At 36.0% G+C, this 16349-nt stretch carries 15 protein-coding genes; 6 read left to right on the top strand and 9 right to left on the bottom strand.

Annotated features, from left to right (window positions below):
• Positions 1-63: 63 nt before the first annotated feature.
• The 4 genes from FFS26_RS07020 to FFS26_RS07005 form a co-directional block, all read right to left on the bottom strand.
• The gene (locus FFS26_RS07020; protein ID WP_047433678.1) at positions 64-234 is read right to left on the bottom strand and encodes a lmo0937 family membrane protein; all 171 of its coding nucleotides are present in this window, start codon (positions 232-234) and stop codon (positions 64-66) included.
• A gap of 55 nt (positions 235-289) precedes the next feature.
• The gene (locus FFS26_RS07015; RefSeq protein ID WP_137904657.1) at positions 290-607 is read right to left on the bottom strand and encodes a hypothetical protein; all 318 of its coding nucleotides are present in this window, start codon (positions 605-607) and stop codon (positions 290-292) included.
• Between the two features lie 135 nt (positions 608-742).
• Positions 743-1291, bottom strand: coding sequence for a type 1 glutamine amidotransferase domain-containing protein (locus FFS26_RS07010; RefSeq protein WP_137904656.1), 549 nt, complete (start codon positions 1289-1291; stop codon positions 743-745).
• Positions 1292-1398: 107 nt separating this feature from the next.
• Complete coding sequence (locus FFS26_RS07005) at positions 1399-1851, bottom strand: PA2169 family four-helix-bundle protein (protein WP_137904655.1); 453 nt, start codon at positions 1849-1851, stop codon at positions 1399-1401.
• 448 nt (positions 1852-2299) lie between these two features.
• Between FFS26_RS07005 and FFS26_RS07000 the strand changes: the two genes are divergently transcribed.
• Together FFS26_RS07000 and FFS26_RS06995 are read left to right on the top strand one after the other, a co-directional pair.
• Positions 2300-2971, top strand: coding sequence for a hypothetical protein (locus tag FFS26_RS07000; RefSeq protein ID WP_137904654.1), 672 nt, complete (start codon positions 2300-2302; stop codon positions 2969-2971).
• A gap of 412 nt (positions 2972-3383) precedes the next feature.
• Positions 3384-4016 carry a hypothetical protein gene (locus tag FFS26_RS06995; protein WP_137904653.1) on the top strand — a complete coding sequence of 211 codons (633 nt, stop codon included), beginning with the start codon at positions 3384-3386 and terminating at the stop codon, positions 4014-4016.
• 236 nt (positions 4017-4252) lie between these two features.
• Here the strand turns inward: FFS26_RS06995 and FFS26_RS06990 are convergent, their stop codons facing one another.
• From FFS26_RS06990 to FFS26_RS06975, 4 genes are all read right to left on the bottom strand, one after another.
• A complete protein-coding gene (locus tag FFS26_RS06990) occupies positions 4253-6631 on the bottom strand; it encodes an AAA family ATPase (protein ID WP_137904652.1) in 2379 nt (792 codons plus the stop codon).
• On the bottom strand, positions 6624-7331 hold the full coding sequence (locus FFS26_RS06985) for an ABC-three component system middle component 1 (RefSeq protein WP_137904651.1): 708 nt from the start codon (positions 7329-7331) through the stop codon (positions 6624-6626). Before FFS26_RS06985 ends, FFS26_RS06990 begins: the two co-directional genes overlap by 8 nt.
• Positions 7315-8520 carry an ABC-three component system protein gene (locus FFS26_RS06980; protein ID WP_137904650.1) on the bottom strand — a complete coding sequence of 402 codons (1206 nt, stop codon included), beginning with the start codon at positions 8518-8520 and terminating at the stop codon, positions 7315-7317. Before FFS26_RS06980 ends, FFS26_RS06985 begins: the two co-directional genes overlap by 17 nt.
• A gap of 217 nt (positions 8521-8737) precedes the next feature.
• A complete protein-coding gene (locus FFS26_RS06975; protein ID WP_137904649.1) occupies positions 8738-9046 on the bottom strand; it encodes a helix-turn-helix domain-containing protein in 309 nt (102 codons plus the stop codon).
• A gap of 214 nt (positions 9047-9260) precedes the next feature.
• On the opposite strand from FFS26_RS06975, the gene FFS26_RS06970 reads away from it, so the two are divergent.
• Positions 9261-9800 carry a hypothetical protein gene (locus FFS26_RS06970; protein ID WP_137904648.1) on the top strand — a complete coding sequence of 180 codons (540 nt, stop codon included), beginning with the start codon at positions 9261-9263 and terminating at the stop codon, positions 9798-9800.
• A gap of 34 nt (positions 9801-9834) precedes the next feature.
• On the opposite strand, the gene FFS26_RS06965 is transcribed toward FFS26_RS06970, so the two are convergent.
• Positions 9835-11052, bottom strand: coding sequence for a hypothetical protein (locus tag FFS26_RS06965; RefSeq protein ID WP_137904647.1), 1218 nt, complete (start codon positions 11050-11052; stop codon positions 9835-9837).
• Positions 11053-11456: 404 nt separating this feature from the next.
• On the opposite strand from FFS26_RS06965, the gene FFS26_RS06960 reads away from it, so the two are divergent.
• From FFS26_RS06960 to FFS26_RS06950, 3 genes are all read left to right on the top strand, one after another.
• Positions 11457-13961, top strand: coding sequence for a PIG-L family deacetylase (locus tag FFS26_RS06960; RefSeq protein WP_137904646.1), 2505 nt, complete (start codon positions 11457-11459; stop codon positions 13959-13961).
• 100 nt (positions 13962-14061) lie between these two features.
• Positions 14062-15753, top strand: a complete 1692-nt coding sequence (locus FFS26_RS06955; RefSeq protein ID WP_137904645.1) for a sodium:solute symporter — start codon at positions 14062-14064, stop codon at positions 15751-15753.
• A gap of 35 nt (positions 15754-15788) precedes the next feature.
• Positions 15789-16307 (top strand): DUF2911 domain-containing protein, encoded by a 519-nt coding sequence (locus FFS26_RS06950; RefSeq protein ID WP_110010501.1) that lies wholly within the window; start codon positions 15789-15791, stop codon positions 16305-16307.
• Positions 16308-16349 lie beyond the last annotated feature (42 nt).

The raw sequence follows: 16349 nt of genomic DNA, 5'->3' as shown, positions 1-16349 counted from the left end.
TCTTATATAGCTTATTAAAATTAATCAGAGTAGATGGTTTTTCTACTCTGATTTTTTTTGTTTTTAATTAAGAGGTTTTCTGCCGGTAAAAATATTGATCAGAACGACAATAATGGCAACCACCAGAAGGGTGTGGATTAAACTTCCAGTGTCCATACCGGGAATGATTCCAAGCATTCCGAGTAGCCAGACTGCGATGCAGATGACTGCAACAAGCCATAATAAATTTCTCATACTATTATTTTTTTGTGGTTAGTGTTGTGGTGTAGTGTATAGCTGCGGCCTCGTTTTATCGATGCCTTATACCTTTGTGGTGATATTGGGTGCTTTTATGATCGGTTTTATAGTTGGAATAAACAGTATCAGTAACCGTACTGTAATTTTTATTGAAAGACTGATCATCCTCTAACTGTGGCATGGAATAATGAAACTCCTTGCCGTTCTTATAAAGCTTATTATCGTAAGTACGGTAAATCTGGTTTTCTTTATAAGTATTTCCGTCAGGGGCAAGATATACTTTGCTTTTCTTGCTTTTTTTTCGCAGGCCCAGATAAAGCAAAGAACTTCCTGCTGCAAGAGCCAATGTAATTTTTACTATATTGTTCATACGATTGTGATTTGGATTTAAATAGGTACAAATTTTTTGCCATAGGAGAGAAATGTGGTACTTTTTAAGTATTTACATAGCTCTTATCAAATTTGGAGAGAAGAAAAAAGTCTGGCAGAACCAGACTTTTTAGCTTCAGAGCGTTTGTTCCTTATGTTTTCCTTCCCTGATCTCTTCTACCATTTTGGCATTAAAGGCAGGAAGATCTTTTGGTGTTCTGCTCGTAACAAGTCCCTCATCTACTACCACCTCGCTGTCTTCCCAGCGTGCGCCTGCATTTTTTAAATCCTGGCTGATGGAGTTGACGGAAGTCAGATTCCTTCCTTCTACCACACCCGCGTTGATCAGTACCTGCGGTCCGTGGCAAATGGCTGCTACAGGTTTATGCTGGGCAAAAAAATCTTTTACAAAGGTGAGTGCTTTTTCATTGGTTCTCAGCTGATCGGGATTAATAACGCCTCCCGGTAATACCAGCGCATCATAATCTGAAGCCGCTGCATTGTCGAGCGTTTGATCTACCGGATATTCCTTACCCCAGTCTTTTTCTGCCCATGCCTTAATACTTCCGGATTCAGGACTTACGATATGGGCGGTCCATCCCTGTTGTTCAAGATATTCTTTAGGTGAACTTAATTCACTCTCTTCAAAGCCATGTGTGGCCAGTATTGCGATTTTCTTTGACATAGTACTGTTTTTTGTGTTAAGTATCGGAAGGTCTGTGACCTCCGATTACAACGTTCGATTGTTGTGTGATGATTAAATAAAAACTTACCTCATGAGAAAGAGGATATCTATTTTTTTAAATCTTCAAGAACTTCAAATTTATCATGAGAAGCCTTAAGCTGATGAAGCTGATCCAGTACCACTCTCGAACTTTCCGGGCAAAGATCACCGCTGTCTAAAGCATCCTGATAAGCATCTATAGCAGCATTTTCACCATATACAACATTTCCTAACGTAGAGCCGGCTGTATCTGTGGCAAAAGAATTTTTAACATCAATCCATGCTCTGTGGATGGCTCCTGCAGTAGATCCGGATTGATCCGGTGTGCCTCCTCTTTCTGTAATCAGATTGCTCAATTCGTTTTTCATTTTGTGAGACTGGGCTACCATGGTATCATAGTCTGCTCTCAGTTGTGGATACTCATCCCATACTTTGTCTTCCACCTTTGAAAATCCCTGAATTCTGTCGTTGGTAATGTTCAGTAAATCATTCAATACTGAAACTGTTTTCTCGTTGTTCATATTTTTATATTTTAAATTGGTACTATGAACTTTGCAAGTGCTGTGCCTCAAACGGGATATCTGCAAAGATGTGGTATTTAAAAAAAACTTAAAATTTTGAAAACAAATCTTAATTAAAATACCTGAAGAACTGCAAAGAACTCCATAATCAAAAGCGCCACAGAGGTTTATTGGTTTTGTGCTACGAATAAATATTTCCCTAAAAAGCGTTTGCCAGCAGCTATTTGATCAGCAAAAAGAATTGATAACAGTTTCAGGGTTGGCTTCTTTTGATGGAGTAGGAGGTCAGTTGCAATAAAATATAATTTGGGCACGTAGATAGATGATGCCATAATTTTTTCTATATTTAGAAGAAGTAAGTGTATGATTTACTCATGTTTAGAAAAAAATGGCTTGTGTTTGTATTTCACATCTTAAAACAGGCCTGTCCATATAATAAAAAAAGACAATGCCGATAAACCCGATACCTCCGGATGGAGGCCTGTTATATAAAGAAACAGATATGACTCAGTTGTTCCCTGAGCCCTTCAATGCAGTAACAGCTCTATTATTTTTAGCCATCGCTATTTTCTGGACCTTTAAAATGAAAGGTAATTTTAAAAAACATCCTTTTTTAACCTACTGCCTGGTATTATTATATATTGGTGCCATAGGGGGAACGGTTTACCATTCTTTCAGGCAATGGCCGGTATTTATCATGATGGATTGGCTGCCTATTATGCTGCTCTGTCTGTCTGCCGGGTTTTATTTTGTAGCGCAGAGCACCCGATGGTACTATGCTGCTGTAATGGTTCTGGGATATGTCATTCTGATGTTTGCTTTAAGAAACTGGATTCTGATCGATAATCCTTCTCTTTTTATCAACGTCAATTATGCTATCATGGCCTCATTTGTAGTTTTCTCGGTACTCAGGTATCTGATGTATACCCAATGGAAGGCTGGCAAATGGGTAGGCTTTGCTGTATTGTCATTTGTTTTTGCACTGACCTTCCGTATTGCTGATAAGTGGGAATGGTTCAGTTTCGGGACCCACTTTTTGTGGCATACTTTCGGGGCGGTGGCGACGTTTTGTATGTTTAATTATATTTATCTTACCCGCGATATCATCAGGAAGGCGTAAGTTTTTAGATCTTTCATCAGATCAAGACTGGAATTCTTTTTTAACGCAAAGTTCATTGATCATTTCGTTGTATTGTAAGTGAGCTAAGTGCTTCGGCTTCGTCGCTCATGAAGCGGTGTGCTTATCCATGCGTTTCGGGGAATCAGCAAAATTGATTCTACATTTTTGCTATCTTAAAAATCATCAGTTTCAAAAGTAAAAATCTCCGTCAAATATCATCAGTATATTATCTTTTTATTTACTAAATTCCTTAAAATTAGGGATTTCCTATCCTTATTTTTATTTGTAAGTTAGTGCAGCAAAAATAGTACGGGATAAAATATACAGAACAATTCTGATGAAGAAGGATTCGTATTGTTTTATCGTTCACTGTTTTAAAAAAATTATACACCCAAAAACTAAATGTATTACAATGAAGAAGACACTGATTATTCTATCAATAGGCGCTTTGCTTGCTGCCTGCAACAAAAAGACTGAAGAGAAAACAAAGGCCGCTAAGGATACTGTCGCCATAGGAAATAGTACAGCCGGAGAAAAATCTCCGGGAGAAACTCATCAATTTGACATCAACTCTGTGCCGGTTTCCACCGCTGAGGTAGGAGATTTTCCCTTTTTCAGTTTTCCCAAAGGACTGGACTTTCAAAATAAACCCGTACAAAGAAGCTTTGACAGGCTGTATTTTCCACTTAACGGCGTAATGACGCCCATAGAAGGAAAAGTATGGAAAACATATGTAGTCAATGGGAAAGGTAATACGGAAGAATGGTCATTACCGTATTTTTTGAAAAGTTATGATGATGCTATTACAAAAGTTGGCGGTGTGAAAATATTTGATGGTAAAGTTTCTCAGCCAGAGCTTGACAGAATAAAAAAAGATGCCAAATACTTTGGTGAGGAAGGCTCTATAGATTATTGGAATGAACCCGTAAAAGTGTATGTCATCAGAAGGTCAAATGGCGATGATATTTATATTCAGCTTTATGGAAATACTTCTACCGGAGCCATACAGATTCTACAGAAAGCGCCGGTTGAGAAAGGTACCTAGTGTAGAGTGATGCAAAAATAAGGTAAAGATATTAGATATCTTTTGCTTAAAAATCCCAACGATAGCTGGGATTATTTATTTTCAGCTATGAAAATACTCCTGATTTTAGGCTGGTGAAATAAGGTTATTTCCTTTAAACTTGCTCCACAGCTAGAAGACTTTTGAGAACTAGGTATTGATACTAAATTATGATAATGGTTTTAAATGATGAATTTGTTCTTTTTTGATTTATTTTACTAATTATTTGTTGATTCTAATACAATTTGTTGAATGTTTTTAATATCGGTATTCATATTAAACTTATCGAATTTATATTTTATATATCTTGAGGTAAAGTCATCATGTGTAGATAATAGAATTTGGTAGTCTATAAAATCATTTCTTACAAGTTCAATGAAAGTATGAATATTTAAATCATCCATTGTTTGAACCGGATCGTCAATAGATAAAAATTTAAAATTATCATTAGTATTGTACACTTTATTTAGTGATAAACAAAATGCTAATGATACTACTGCCATTTGGCCAGAACTGAGATGATATACTATGTCATGATCTGAATAATTTCCTGTCTTAAATCTAACATTGTTACTTTGACCAGTTGAATGTATCTCGACAAATATACCTAGCCCCTGTTGGTAACTCTGAAGAATTTTTCCAGAATAAATATAGAAAGGAACTTTTATTCTTTCAATCATTTCAGCTTTATGGTCTTGGATGGTTTTATGTACTTTATTAAAAATACGATTAATTTTTTCCAACAGACCTGATAATTTATCTAACCTTGTTTGTAGGAAAATAAGTCTTTTATTTGCCATTAAAGCATAGGCTCCAGATATGTATATTGCTTTATCGAGAATCATTTCATTTGTTACAATTGAGAATTTTTCTTTATCTGCATCAAAATATTGAATATATAAATGTTTATTTTCTATTAATGCTTCATTATATACTAAGTCTGCTAAAAGATTTTGTTCTAAAAAATTTTTAAGTAAAGCTTGTTTTTCGACAATTTCAGCTAAAGTCGTTGGTGGTTGGAGAAAGTTTATTTCATTCAGTAACGCACTATTCAAAATAGGGTAGTTTTCAAGAATTTGATCCGTTAAATTCCTTAAATTAGTGAATCCTCTGAAGAGAGAAATAACAGCTTGTTCGGTAAATTTGTTTGTAGACATAAATAATTTAGCAGATTCTGCTATCTTAGCATGTACCAATTTCAAACCTTCTTCTAATTCTTTTTTTTGTTGTAATTTTTGAGAATTATATAACTCTAATATAATAGTTTTAGATTGTATAGCAGATTCTAAGGACTCAAACGAATCGAAAATTGAATCACATAGAGGACAGTTTGTTTCAATAATGTGATCAGTATGTTTTATTTTTTTAAACTCTTCAATAATTTTATTTCGGTTAGAATTTATTTCTGAAATAATTCTACCGATATCTCCTAAATCTTTGTCTATGTCTTTTATACTATCCTCAAAAATAAGATAATCGGAATATTCTTGTTTGCCAGGTAAAAACAAGTCAAAATATTCTTTTTTGATAAATGTACTATTATTAGTATCTAAAAATTCTCTAGCCTTTACTAATTTTGAATTGATTGTTTCTACGATTTCCACCAATTCAGTACTGTAAATAGGCTTTATTAATATCGCTTTTAATACTTGCTCATTAGCCAGTACATCGTTATTCAGTTTATGATATCTTATTGACTTTTCGTACTCGTCTGTAGAAAAATTATTTCGAAGAAGTGATATTTTAGAAAGTAAATCCTGGTAAGAAATAAGTTGTTCCTTAGCTGAGTCTAAATTTCTAAATGGTAGTTCCAAATCAAAATCAAAATCTTTTCCCTGAAGTAATTTTTTATACTCTCTTGTTTCCGAATCTGGTAAGGATTCTCTTAATTGGTTTAATTGTTCAGTAATTCTTATTTGTTGTTTCACCAAAGCATCTTTCAACTCCTGCAGTTTTTGTTTTTCACCTTCTTCCTTTTCGATGTTAAAAAGAAAACCTAATGAAGCGCCTTTGTCATCTTCATTTTTACGAAGAAAATAAATGCTGTCTTCTTGTTGAATATAATTAAACAGATAATATACTGATGATAAATCAACTTTGGAATCTCCGCCATAAATTATAGCATTAATTTGAGTCTGTTGAGTTGGTGAAAGTTCTGAAAAATCATCTTCTAAAAAATGAATTGGGTTGTTAGACAGAAATGTCGTAAAAATATTTCCCGCATCTCCCGGGATAAAATCTCTTCCAAAAACTTTTCTTGTGGGTGATTCATCATCGTCATAAAATTTTATAATAATATATTCGGTATTTGATGTTGAGTCATGAAGCCACAACTTAAGAATAACATCCTCGTTATCTGTGTTTTGGAAAAACGGTTTATTCTTATTATTAGTTTTCTTTTGAACATTCTCAAACAAATTTATTCTCTTAAATTCACCTGTAAGACAGATTTCTATAACATCAAAAATAGTCGTTTTTCCAAACCCATTTGGACCTGAAAGAATATTTACTTGTACGTTTGCATCATTAAAATCAAAAATTGTTTTGTACTTAATTCCTTTAAAATTCTGGAGGGATATTTTTTTTAATTTAATCATTAGGAAAAAAACTTAAAAGTTCATTTATTTCAGCTTCATCCTCAGACCTACTAAAATCAAGCTGTTGTATTTCATTTGTTTTACTAAGTAAAGTTGTATAACCATGCATATCATCATCAAGGGTATTTGTGATTTTCTCACTGAGTGATGTAAATCCTTCTCTATCTTCAGTAAGACTTAAAAATGGAAGTTTTATAAATAGCTCTATGATGACAACATATTCTGCTATATTGGTTTTATAACCAATTGAAGCAAAAACATTAAAAAGTTCAATATTGCCAACTTTCTCTCTTAACGAAGGGACCAATGGATTATCAGTAAGTTGAATGATTGATTCGTCAGTATAAAGTATTACATACTTTTTAAAAAAATATTCATCCTCCTCAAATAGAAGAATCTGTTGTTGTAATCCTTCAATAGATTCTATATTATTACATTTAACTAGTACAATTAGGGATGAATTTTTTTCTATTGTAATTTGTTCGCCACTATTTACAATTGCAGTGAAGCTATCTAAAACTCTTTTATACTGTTCATTCTCCTTAATTAGTTCTTTACTCTTTAAACTAGTGAAGTGTGCTTCTGAGATATTTACTATAAAAAAGTATGATTTTTCTTCTCTTGTATAATATTGAAGTGTTGCATTTTCTACTTTAGTATAGCCTGACTCATTTAAAATTTTGCTAATTATTTCCTCCATTATTTAGTTTTGTTAACGCATTTTCTCTGTTAATAAGTTTGCTATTAGTAAATGACATAAATTTTTTCTTGTCATCAAGTTGCTGTTCTGCACTAGGAATATTATTGATATTAGGATTTCTTGAAACAAGATCAACCTCAATATATTTATTAATTAAAGAATGATTTTCCCATAATAGATTCTGGGAATCGATATTAGTCAATATATTTTCGATGACTTCAAGCTGGTCTTCTTCTTCTGAGATAATTGCAGTTAAAATGTATCTGCTTGGTTCATTCTCTAGATGATATTTCACCACATTCTCTATTAGCAAAGGATCTGAGTGAATAATCTTTATAATCATTTTGAAAAATACCTGTTTTAATCCGTCTTTATTATAATAGATCTGAGAATGTCTTAATCTTTCTGGAGTTTCATGTAAGTTTAACCTTTGAAGAAAGGATAAATAATTACTATCATTTAATGAGTATATTTGTTTGAAAATATTTTCTTCAAGAAATTCAATTCGTGCTTGTTCTAAATCTTCAGATTTTAATATTTGTGCATAGGTATCATAGAATAATCTTCTACACTCAAAAATCTCTTTTTTTGCAAATGTTTCCCTACTTCTAATTAGATCGTTAACTTCGGATAAACAAAATTTAATATCAAACAAATGTTTATGTTTTTTTTGATGCTCGTGCCTAATACGATGATCTAGCTCAAACGTTAACCTGCAATAAGCTTCAGAGATTACGGCATCATTTTCGTTAAGAATATTATTTAATTCTACCTTTATAAAATTCTCAATTTCAGTAGTTCCACAGTGGAACTGTGTTGTTGTATATTCGTACCTTCGAACATTATTAATATTCGTCGTAGTAGAGGTATCCCAATCTCTTATTTCTACTGCTGTATGTAGAAACTTATCATTTCCAGCTTCAAAAGCCTCATTTAATACAGTATTATACTTACTTTTATTTTGGTTTCCTTCAGAATAATACGCTTTAACCTGATGAACTGTTTTATAAATAGGATTAGTCCCAGGAATATCTTCATAAATCGCAACATCTTCATGTGTTTCAAATTGGACAAAATGTGTATTTAAATTGATTCCCGGCTCTTGCATAGTGCGTAGAGCAACTAATAGTCCTACCTGACCTTGATGCGAGTAGCCACTCCAACTGGCTGTAGCGTTTCTGTCACACATTACATTTTAATAATTTACATGATTATAAAAAGTCTTTTAATTCTATTTTTTTTGTAGTGAATTAACAATATTCTGATCATTTTCAAATCTACTCATCTACTTCTGGTTTACGTTACGGCTTCCCGTAAATAACAAAAATAAAAATCGTCTAAATATTTTGTATCCGTATTTTCACGGAAATTATTCGAAATTTCATCAAAAAAAATCCCAACTTTCGTCAGGATTTTCTCTTATTTTGGTTTTTAAATTCTTTTTGTAGCTGATCGATTTCAATTTCAACCTTCTTTAATTCTTTTTCATTGAGTTTTGTGAATAAATATAATAGATCAATTTCAAGAAAATTACAGAATGTGACAAGACTTTCAATGGTTGGGTTTGTTTCAGACCTTTCAATCCTACCAACATGGTTACTTGAGATATTAAGTTCATTTCCAAGCTGAAACTGTGAAAGTCCCTTTTTAAGCCTATATAACTGAATAAGCTTTCCAATTTGAAATTTTAATTCTTCTATTTGCCATTTATACATTTAGTAAAGTTTGAGCTTTCTAAAATTTTTCATCAACACATATATGTGTTTTGTTGTTTTTTTCCTTACATTTATAAAAAAATAAGCCATAAGGAAATTGAAGAAGAATAAAACGGTTCGCTTAAAAAATAGCTTCAGCTATAGCTTAACGATTCTTCACCCCTTAAAAGCTCTTAATGGTTAAGAAAAATTTCAACACTAAAAAACACAAACAATGAAAAAAAGCAGAACAAACTTTGGTCCCCGGTTTCGGGCAGAAAAGAAGAACTCCGGCTTGCAGCTGATAGAAACTTTCTTTCAGTTCAATGAGCTGGATGTTTCCAAAGAAAGGCTCAGCAACATTATGAATTATGCGGTAAAGAGAAATAGCTGGATCCATGAAGATCCGGCGGTGATCTTCCAGTTTCATCAGTCGATGAGGTCATTGATCCGGGCAGGCTATCTCATGATGCTGAAGGACAGAAAATGGACGGTAGATACACAACCGGAAAAGATTTCCCCATGGGTTCTTGGTCTGCTTTCGGAGAAAGAATACCGGAATCCTCTTCTGGTTTTCAAAAAAGCATTCAGTGCCTACAGCATCAAGGAATTTGATTACTTTATGTCCGGAATCGTCTATTTTTCAATGGGTGTTTATGAAAATCTACCGGAAAGAAATATCGTTATGCCCTATATTCATACGGTGAAAATGCTGGATGCTGCACACCTTATTCTTCAGAGAAGAAGAGAAAAGAAGATAGCTGAAACCCATTAAAAATAAAAAATGCCCCTTTTTCAGGGGCATTATATTATTGAGCTTTTACTTGCTCTATCTTTATGTAAATTTTAGAAAGGTTGGGTTGGGCACTCCCTGAGGTGGGGGCTCCTGCCATAATGGTTGCGGTATAAGCAGTTTTTGAAGAAGCGTTGCTGTCTATCCAGGTATATCTTCTATGCTCAGGTCCGCCACTGGAACCATCTATAATCCCTACGTTCCCCCAGTAAGCGCTTCCTACTGCTCCGGTGCCTTGAGGAAACCAGGTAGCTGTTGCATCTCCCATACCGCCCCATACTCCTGAAGTAATATTGTTGGTAGTTTGAGCTGCTCCAATATAACCGCCATATTCGGTATTGTAATTCCAATATAGATTTACGGTAGAACCTGTATTGTTAAATAATTGTACATTAGGAATGGCAGCGGTTGTACCACTGGTGGTGTCAAATATTACTCTGATAGAATACTTACCATCCGGGGTAGCAAGAGGGAAGGTATAAGCTTGTTTCCCATTGGAATCAGTTGTCAGAGTAGGATATCCCATTGCTGCAACAGGTGCAATGTCTGCACGGCTGCTATTTCCCACTGTAGCGGTACAGTTTTGCGCTGCTGTTAGGAAAGAAACCGTACTGTTGGTCATCGGAATAGTCATGTCATTAGCAGTGGTGGGAGTTCCGCTTACTGAGAATACCAGTTCGCCATCACCAAACTCTAAAGTTCCCGGTCTTAACTGGAAAGTTAATCCGTTGATGGTAAAAGGAGTTCCTGAATTATATGCTCCGCCGTTTCCTCCGCTATAAGTAACTCTCAGGTTTCCGGTGTAAGGAGTACCGGGAGTATAATTAGAAGGACTTAAGTAAGCTGTAGTACATTGTAATGCAGAAATCGCCGGAGCTACGGCATTGGTTGCCTGTGTCAGTCTTTGCCATACTGTTCCGTCAAAATAATAATAGCCCATAGCAGTAACATTGATACGTTGCCCTGTGGCATCTCCGCCGGTGACGTCCGTAATATAAATTAATGCGCCGGTCTGATTGGTACCATAGGTAGCGGTATTGGCTGTAAGCTCAGCTCTGGTGAGTCTTGGGGCCTGTAATCCGAATGTTTGTGTGTTATTCGTAATCAGCCCTGAAGCGTCCCTTGTGGCAGATACATCCAATGTTGTTTTAGGTGAGGCGGTATTAATCCCTACTTGGGCGAAGGAAACTCCTGAAATAAGAATAGTAGCGAGGAGTGTAAATTTTGTTTTCATATGAGGGTGTTATTTTGTGTGTACCAAATATAATTCTTTTTTTTGTGAAAAATGAAAAAAAACCCTTTGTGGTTGATAAAAATTAACTAATTGGTAATATTCAGTTTCATTATGATATGTTTTTAAGATAAAAATTTCATTTTTTTTACCGTTTAATTTTTGTTTTGTTACGAGCAATATAAGGCACAAAAGCTTTTTAAGAACTTTAGTTATGTAAGCTATTTACTTTAAAAATAAGAAGTGCCCTAAAGTATTGTAGAGGATCGAAAATTTTCATCTTTGAACTTCAGATTTTTCTGCCTTTGTGATTAATTTTGAAAACTTTTCTGTAAAATTCACAGCCTGATTCTTTTAATGTTGAAAGAAAGATGATTTACTTATATTTGCCTGCAAAGCAAATTCAAATGTTCAAAAAAGTAAGCACTGTATTTATTCTTGGCTTTTATACGGTATTTTGTTCGGCCCAGCAGGTCCGGCCATCAAAATCATCTGAAATTTACCGCGAAATCAAAACCCTTAAAAACCTGCCTAAAGTTTTATATCTTGCGGCGCATCCCGATGATGAAAATACAGGATTGCTTTCCTGGTTAATCAACAGTCAAAATGTAGAAACGGGGTATTTATCTTTAACCAGAGGTGATGGCGGTCAGAATTTATTAGGCACGGAACAGGGTGCTGCATTGGGTTTAATCAGAACGCATGAGCTTTTGGAAGCAAGAAAGTTAGACGGTGCCCAACAGTTTTTTACCCGTGCGATTGATTTCGGATTTTCTAAAAATACGACCGACACTTTTAAACAATGGAATGCAGACAGTATTACAGCAGATGTAGTCTGGATAATCCGTAAATTCCGTCCGGATATTATCATTTGTCGTTTTCCTCCTACTGCTGCGGCAGGGCACGGACAACATGCAGCTTCGGCGGTAGTTGCGGAAAAAGCTTTTAAGCTGGCAGGTGATAAAAATGCTTTCCCGGATCAGCTGAAATATGTGAATACATGGCAGCCAAAACGTGTATTGTGGAATACTTTCCGGTTTGGTGGAGTTAATACTACAGCTGAAAATCAACTGAAAGTTACCGTTGGGCAATATGATGCGCAACTGGGAATGGGCTATGGGGAGCTGGCAGGATTAAGCAGAAGTTTACATAAAAGCCAGGGTGCAGGAACCCAGTCTGTAGCCGGCATCAGAACAGAATATTTTGCCCACGTTGCCGGTGAGCCTGCAAAAGCAAGCCTTTTTGACGGAGTTACTAAAACGTGGACCTCACAGGGAAATGCTGATATTGACCAGTCATTAGATCAGATTATTTCCGCTTTCAATTTCAATAACCCTGATCAGAGCCTGCCTGCTTTGCTTGCATTAAGAAAAAAGGTCATGGCGCTGCGGGATTCGGACCAGAAAAAGGATAAAATTAAATCTCTTGACAACATTATTTTAAGCTGTGCCGGGTTTATGGGCGAGGTGGTTACCAATCAGGCTGAAGCGGTTGCCGGAGATCATTATAATTTCAGGTTAAATCTGATTTCAAGAACTGTAAATCCTGTCATTTTAGAAAATGTTAAATGGTTAAGTCAATCAGAAAGTTTCAACAGGGAACTGTCAAAAGATTCTTTAATTACCATTCAGCATGATATTCAGATTCCTGCAGATGCAGCAATTACAGAACCTTACTGGCTGGCAAAACCACCTGTGAACGCAGCAACTTTCGCTGTTCCGGATGAAACTTTAGTTGGTCTGCCTGAAGCAGAATCACCATTGAATGTTTTGGTTGGTTTAAAAATCGGTTCGGAAAAGTTTCAGGTTAAACTTCCTTTATCTTTCAAGAAATTGGACCCTGTGCGTGGTGATGTGGTGGAAGCCTTGCGTATTGTTCCGGCTGTGGAGCTGAAATTTATCCAACCACTTTATCTGGTCAAAGAAAATGAAGATCTACGATTGAGTATAAATTTTAAGGTTAATTCCAACAAACCGTTCAATAAAGGAATTCTGAATCTGATGTATAACGGAGAAAGATTAGGAAGTGCTGAAGTAAATTCTGTAAAAGAGAAAGATTTTACTTTCGATTACATTATTCCAAAAGCTAAACTTGCCTCCATAAACTCAAACCGTTTGCAGCTGGACGCTGATTATGTTGCAGATGGGGCTACCTATCATAAAAAACAAATATTAATTCAGTATCCGCATTTGCCTTCCCTGCAATATTTTGCGCCTGCCACTGTGACAGTGATGAAAGGCGATATTCAGTCGAAAGTAAAAAAAGTAGGTTATATACAAGGTGCGGGTGATTTTATTCCAGAGTTTCTGCGCATTGCAGGTGTTCAGGTAGATATCCTGAAAGACGGAGATTTTTATGGTAACTTAGATGAATCCGGTGGAAACGACAGTCAAAACAAGCTGTCGCAATATGATGCCATCGTGCTTGGTGTCCGTGCCAACAACACGGAGAAAAAGCTGGGGCGCTGGATGCCTTTTTTATGGTCTTATGCCAAAGCCGGAGGTAATCTGGTGATGCAGTATAATACCAACCAGGATACCACCGTTGATCAATTGGGAATGTACAATTTCAGTATTGCCAATAAGCGTGTTACTGAAGAAAATGCTGCGGTAAAGTTTTTAAATCCCAATCATAAACTACTGAACTTTCCGAATAAAATCACTGCGGATGACTTTAAGGGCTGGGTACAGGAGCGTGGTGCCTATTTCCCCGCTCAATGGGATGCAGCGTATGAACCGCTTTTTGAAATGCACGATGCAGATGAAGAGCCTCTTCAGGGTTCAACTTTATACGCGAAATACGGTAAAGGTAATTTTATTTATACGCCACTGGCATTTTTCAGACAGCTGCCTGCAGGAAATGCCGGGGCGGCACGTTTATTTTTAAACTTTTTATCTGCACAGAAAAACTGATGAACAAAAAACTTAAAAATTGGAATACCTGGTATCTGTTATTAACAGCTGCATTAATCTTGCAGATTGCATTTTATTATTGGTTTACTAAATTCTGGGCATGAGTACTATAGATTGGACCGTTCTCGTTATTACACTTGTTGCAGTGGTGGTTTACGGCGTATTCATCGGCCGTGGCCAGAAAAGTAACGAATCCTACCTGAAAGCAGATAATAAAATGCCCTGGTATATTGTGCTTATTGGTATTATGGCAACCCAGGCGAGTGCTATTACATTTCTTTCAGCTCCGGGACAGGCTTATACAGACGGTATGCGCTTTGTGCAGTATTATTTTGGTTTGCCTCTGGCGATGATTGTGATCTGTATTACTTTCATCCCGATATTTCAGCGCTTAAATGTTTACACCGCCTACGAATATTTAGAAAACCGTTTTGATAAAAAAACAAGGGTACTCACTTCATTGCTTTTCCTTTTTTCCAGAGGGTTATCAACGGGAATCAGTATTTATGCTCCGAGTATCATCTTGTCAAGTGTTTTAAACTGGAATATTTATTTAACTAATGTTTTGACAGGTGGCATTTTGTTGATTTATACCTATGTTGGCGGGGCAAAAGCTATTGCTCATACCCAGAAATTACAGTTTCTTATTATTCTGGGAACCATGGCTTTTGCAGGGTATCTCCTTATTCAGAATATGCCGGATGGAATTGGTTTTAGTGATGCGCTGTATCTGACGGGAAAATCCGGGAAACTCAATGTCATCACCACCGAATTCGACTGGAAAGATAAATACAATATCTGGAGTGGCTTGATTGGCGGTTTTTTTCTTGCGCTTTCTTACTTCGGTACGGACCAGAGCCAGGTCGGTAGATATATCACTGCGAAAGATAATACCAATGCAAAAATGGGCTTGCTGTTGAACGGACTGGTTAAAATTCCGATGCAGTTTGCTATTCTCCTGATTGGTGCTTTGCTTTTCGCATTCTTTTCTCTGAAACCGGCTCCGATTTATTTTAACGAACGCTCCTATGAGTATTTAAAGGAAAAACAACCTGAGCAGGCTGCAGTTTTTGAAAAAGAGCATCAGGATTTACAAATAAAATTTAATGCAGAATCGAAAGAAATTTTAAAGCTTAAAGAACAAAATTCTCCTCAGCTTGCCAAAACGATTCAGGATTTTAAAGATACGCAATCGCAAGTAAAAGCACTGCACGGAAGGGTAGAGGAAGCTATTAATAATTCAAATTATAATGCGGAGAAAACGGACACGAATTATATTTTCCTGTATTTCGTGAAAAATACACTGCCTGCAGGAATGATCGGGCTGCTTTTTGCCGTCATTTTTCTGGCCAGCTGGGGTTCCATTTCGGCAGCACTGAATTCCCTTGCCGCCTGCTCATTAAAAGATGTTCATTTACTATACAGTAAAGAAATTCCTGATGATAAAACCGAATTGAAATACAGCCGCCTGCACACCTTAGCCTGGGGTATTTTTTCAATTGGTGTAGCTATGTTTGCCACTCAGATGGGTTCACTTATTGAAGCGGTTAACGTATTAGGCTCTCTTTTCTACGGACCTATATTGGGGATTTTCCTTGTTGCATTTTACTATAAAAAGATCAACGGTCCGAATGTATTTATTGCTGCCATTTTATCGGAAATTACGGTTATTGCCGTGTATCAGTTCGATATCGTTTCTTTCCTCTGGCTTAATGTAATCGGGGCAGCAGCAGTCATTATATTTTCTGCAATCGGTTTGCTGTTTTATAAGCAGAAAACAGTAAATTCGTAAACGAACAATATTAAAAACAAACAAATAAAAATATTATGAAAACGATTCTTAAATCTGCAACTGTACTTGTTGCTACGATGACGATCTCAATGAATGCCTTTGCACAGGAGGCTAAAAAACCTGCCAGCCCTCCTGCTACGGCTACAGGAAAAATTAAAGATGCCAACATTACAATAAACTATAGCAGCCCTTCTGTGAAAGGACGTACAATTTGGGGCGGTCTGGAAGCTTATGATAAAGTTTGGCGGGCGGGAGCCAATGAAGCCACTACTTTTGAAACGGATAAAGATATTACCGTTCAGGGTAAAAAACTGCCTGCAGGTAAATACAGCTTTTTCTTAATCCCTAAACAAAGCGGAACCTGGACAGCCATTTTTAACAAAGAACCAAAACAATGGGGTGCTTATAAATATGAACAAGCTAAAGATGCTTTACGTGTTGACGTAAAAACAAAGGCTTTGCCAGCAACACAGGAAACTTTAGTTTATAAAATAAACAGTAACGGATTCACAATGGATTGGGACAAAATCTCAGTTCCTGTAGAGATAAAATAATTTGAATTACAAATTAAAATCCCGGTTTATCCGGGATTTTTT

This window comes from Chryseobacterium sp. 2VB, assembly GCF_005503635.1.
Lineage (GTDB): Bacteria > Bacteroidota > Bacteroidia > Flavobacteriales > Weeksellaceae > Chryseobacterium > Chryseobacterium cupriresistens.
Note: the sequence above shows the minus strand (reverse complement) of the source record. Positions and strands in the feature narration are given on the sequence as shown.

Bases quoted from the DNA above. Each gene is read 5' to 3' on its own strand.
- FFS26_RS07020 (WP_047433678.1), bottom strand. From the start codon at position 234: ATGAGAAATTTATTATGGCTTGTTGCAGTCATCTGCATCGCAGTCTGG.
- FFS26_RS07015 (WP_137904657.1), bottom strand. From the start codon at position 607: ATGAACAATATAGTAAAAATTACATTGGCTCTTGCAGCAGGAAGTTCT.
- FFS26_RS07010 (WP_137904656.1), bottom strand. From the start codon at position 1,291: ATGTCAAAGAAAATCGCAATACTGGCCACACATGGCTTTGAAGAGAGT.
- FFS26_RS07005 (WP_137904655.1), bottom strand. From the start codon at position 1,851: ATGAACAACGAGAAAACAGTTTCAGTATTGAATGATTTACTGAACATT.
- FFS26_RS07000 (WP_137904654.1), top strand. From the start codon at position 2,300: ATGCCGATAAACCCGATACCTCCGGATGGAGGCCTGTTATATAAAGAA.
- FFS26_RS06995 (WP_137904653.1), top strand. From the start codon at position 3,384: ATGAAGAAGACACTGATTATTCTATCAATAGGCGCTTTGCTTGCTGCC.
- FFS26_RS06990 (WP_137904652.1), bottom strand. From the start codon at position 6,631: ATGATTAAATTAAAAAAAATATCCCTCCAGAATTTTAAAGGAATTAAG.
- FFS26_RS06985 (WP_137904651.1), bottom strand. From the start codon at position 7,331: ATGGAGGAAATAATTAGCAAAATTTTAAATGAGTCAGGCTATACTAAA.
- FFS26_RS06980 (WP_137904650.1), bottom strand. From the start codon at position 8,520: ATGTGTGACAGAAACGCTACAGCCAGTTGGAGTGGCTACTCGCATCAA.
- FFS26_RS06975 (WP_137904649.1), bottom strand. From the start codon at position 9,046: ATGTATAAATGGCAAATAGAAGAATTAAAATTTCAAATTGGAAAGCTT.
- FFS26_RS06970 (WP_137904648.1), top strand. From the start codon at position 9,261: ATGAAAAAAAGCAGAACAAACTTTGGTCCCCGGTTTCGGGCAGAAAAG.
- FFS26_RS06965 (WP_137904647.1), bottom strand. From the start codon at position 11,052: ATGAAAACAAAATTTACACTCCTCGCTACTATTCTTATTTCAGGAGTT.
- FFS26_RS06960 (WP_137904646.1), top strand. From the start codon at position 11,457: ATGTTCAAAAAAGTAAGCACTGTATTTATTCTTGGCTTTTATACGGTA.
- FFS26_RS06955 (WP_137904645.1), top strand. From the start codon at position 14,062: ATGAGTACTATAGATTGGACCGTTCTCGTTATTACACTTGTTGCAGTG.
- FFS26_RS06950 (WP_110010501.1), top strand. From the start codon at position 15,789: ATGAAAACGATTCTTAAATCTGCAACTGTACTTGTTGCTACGATGACG.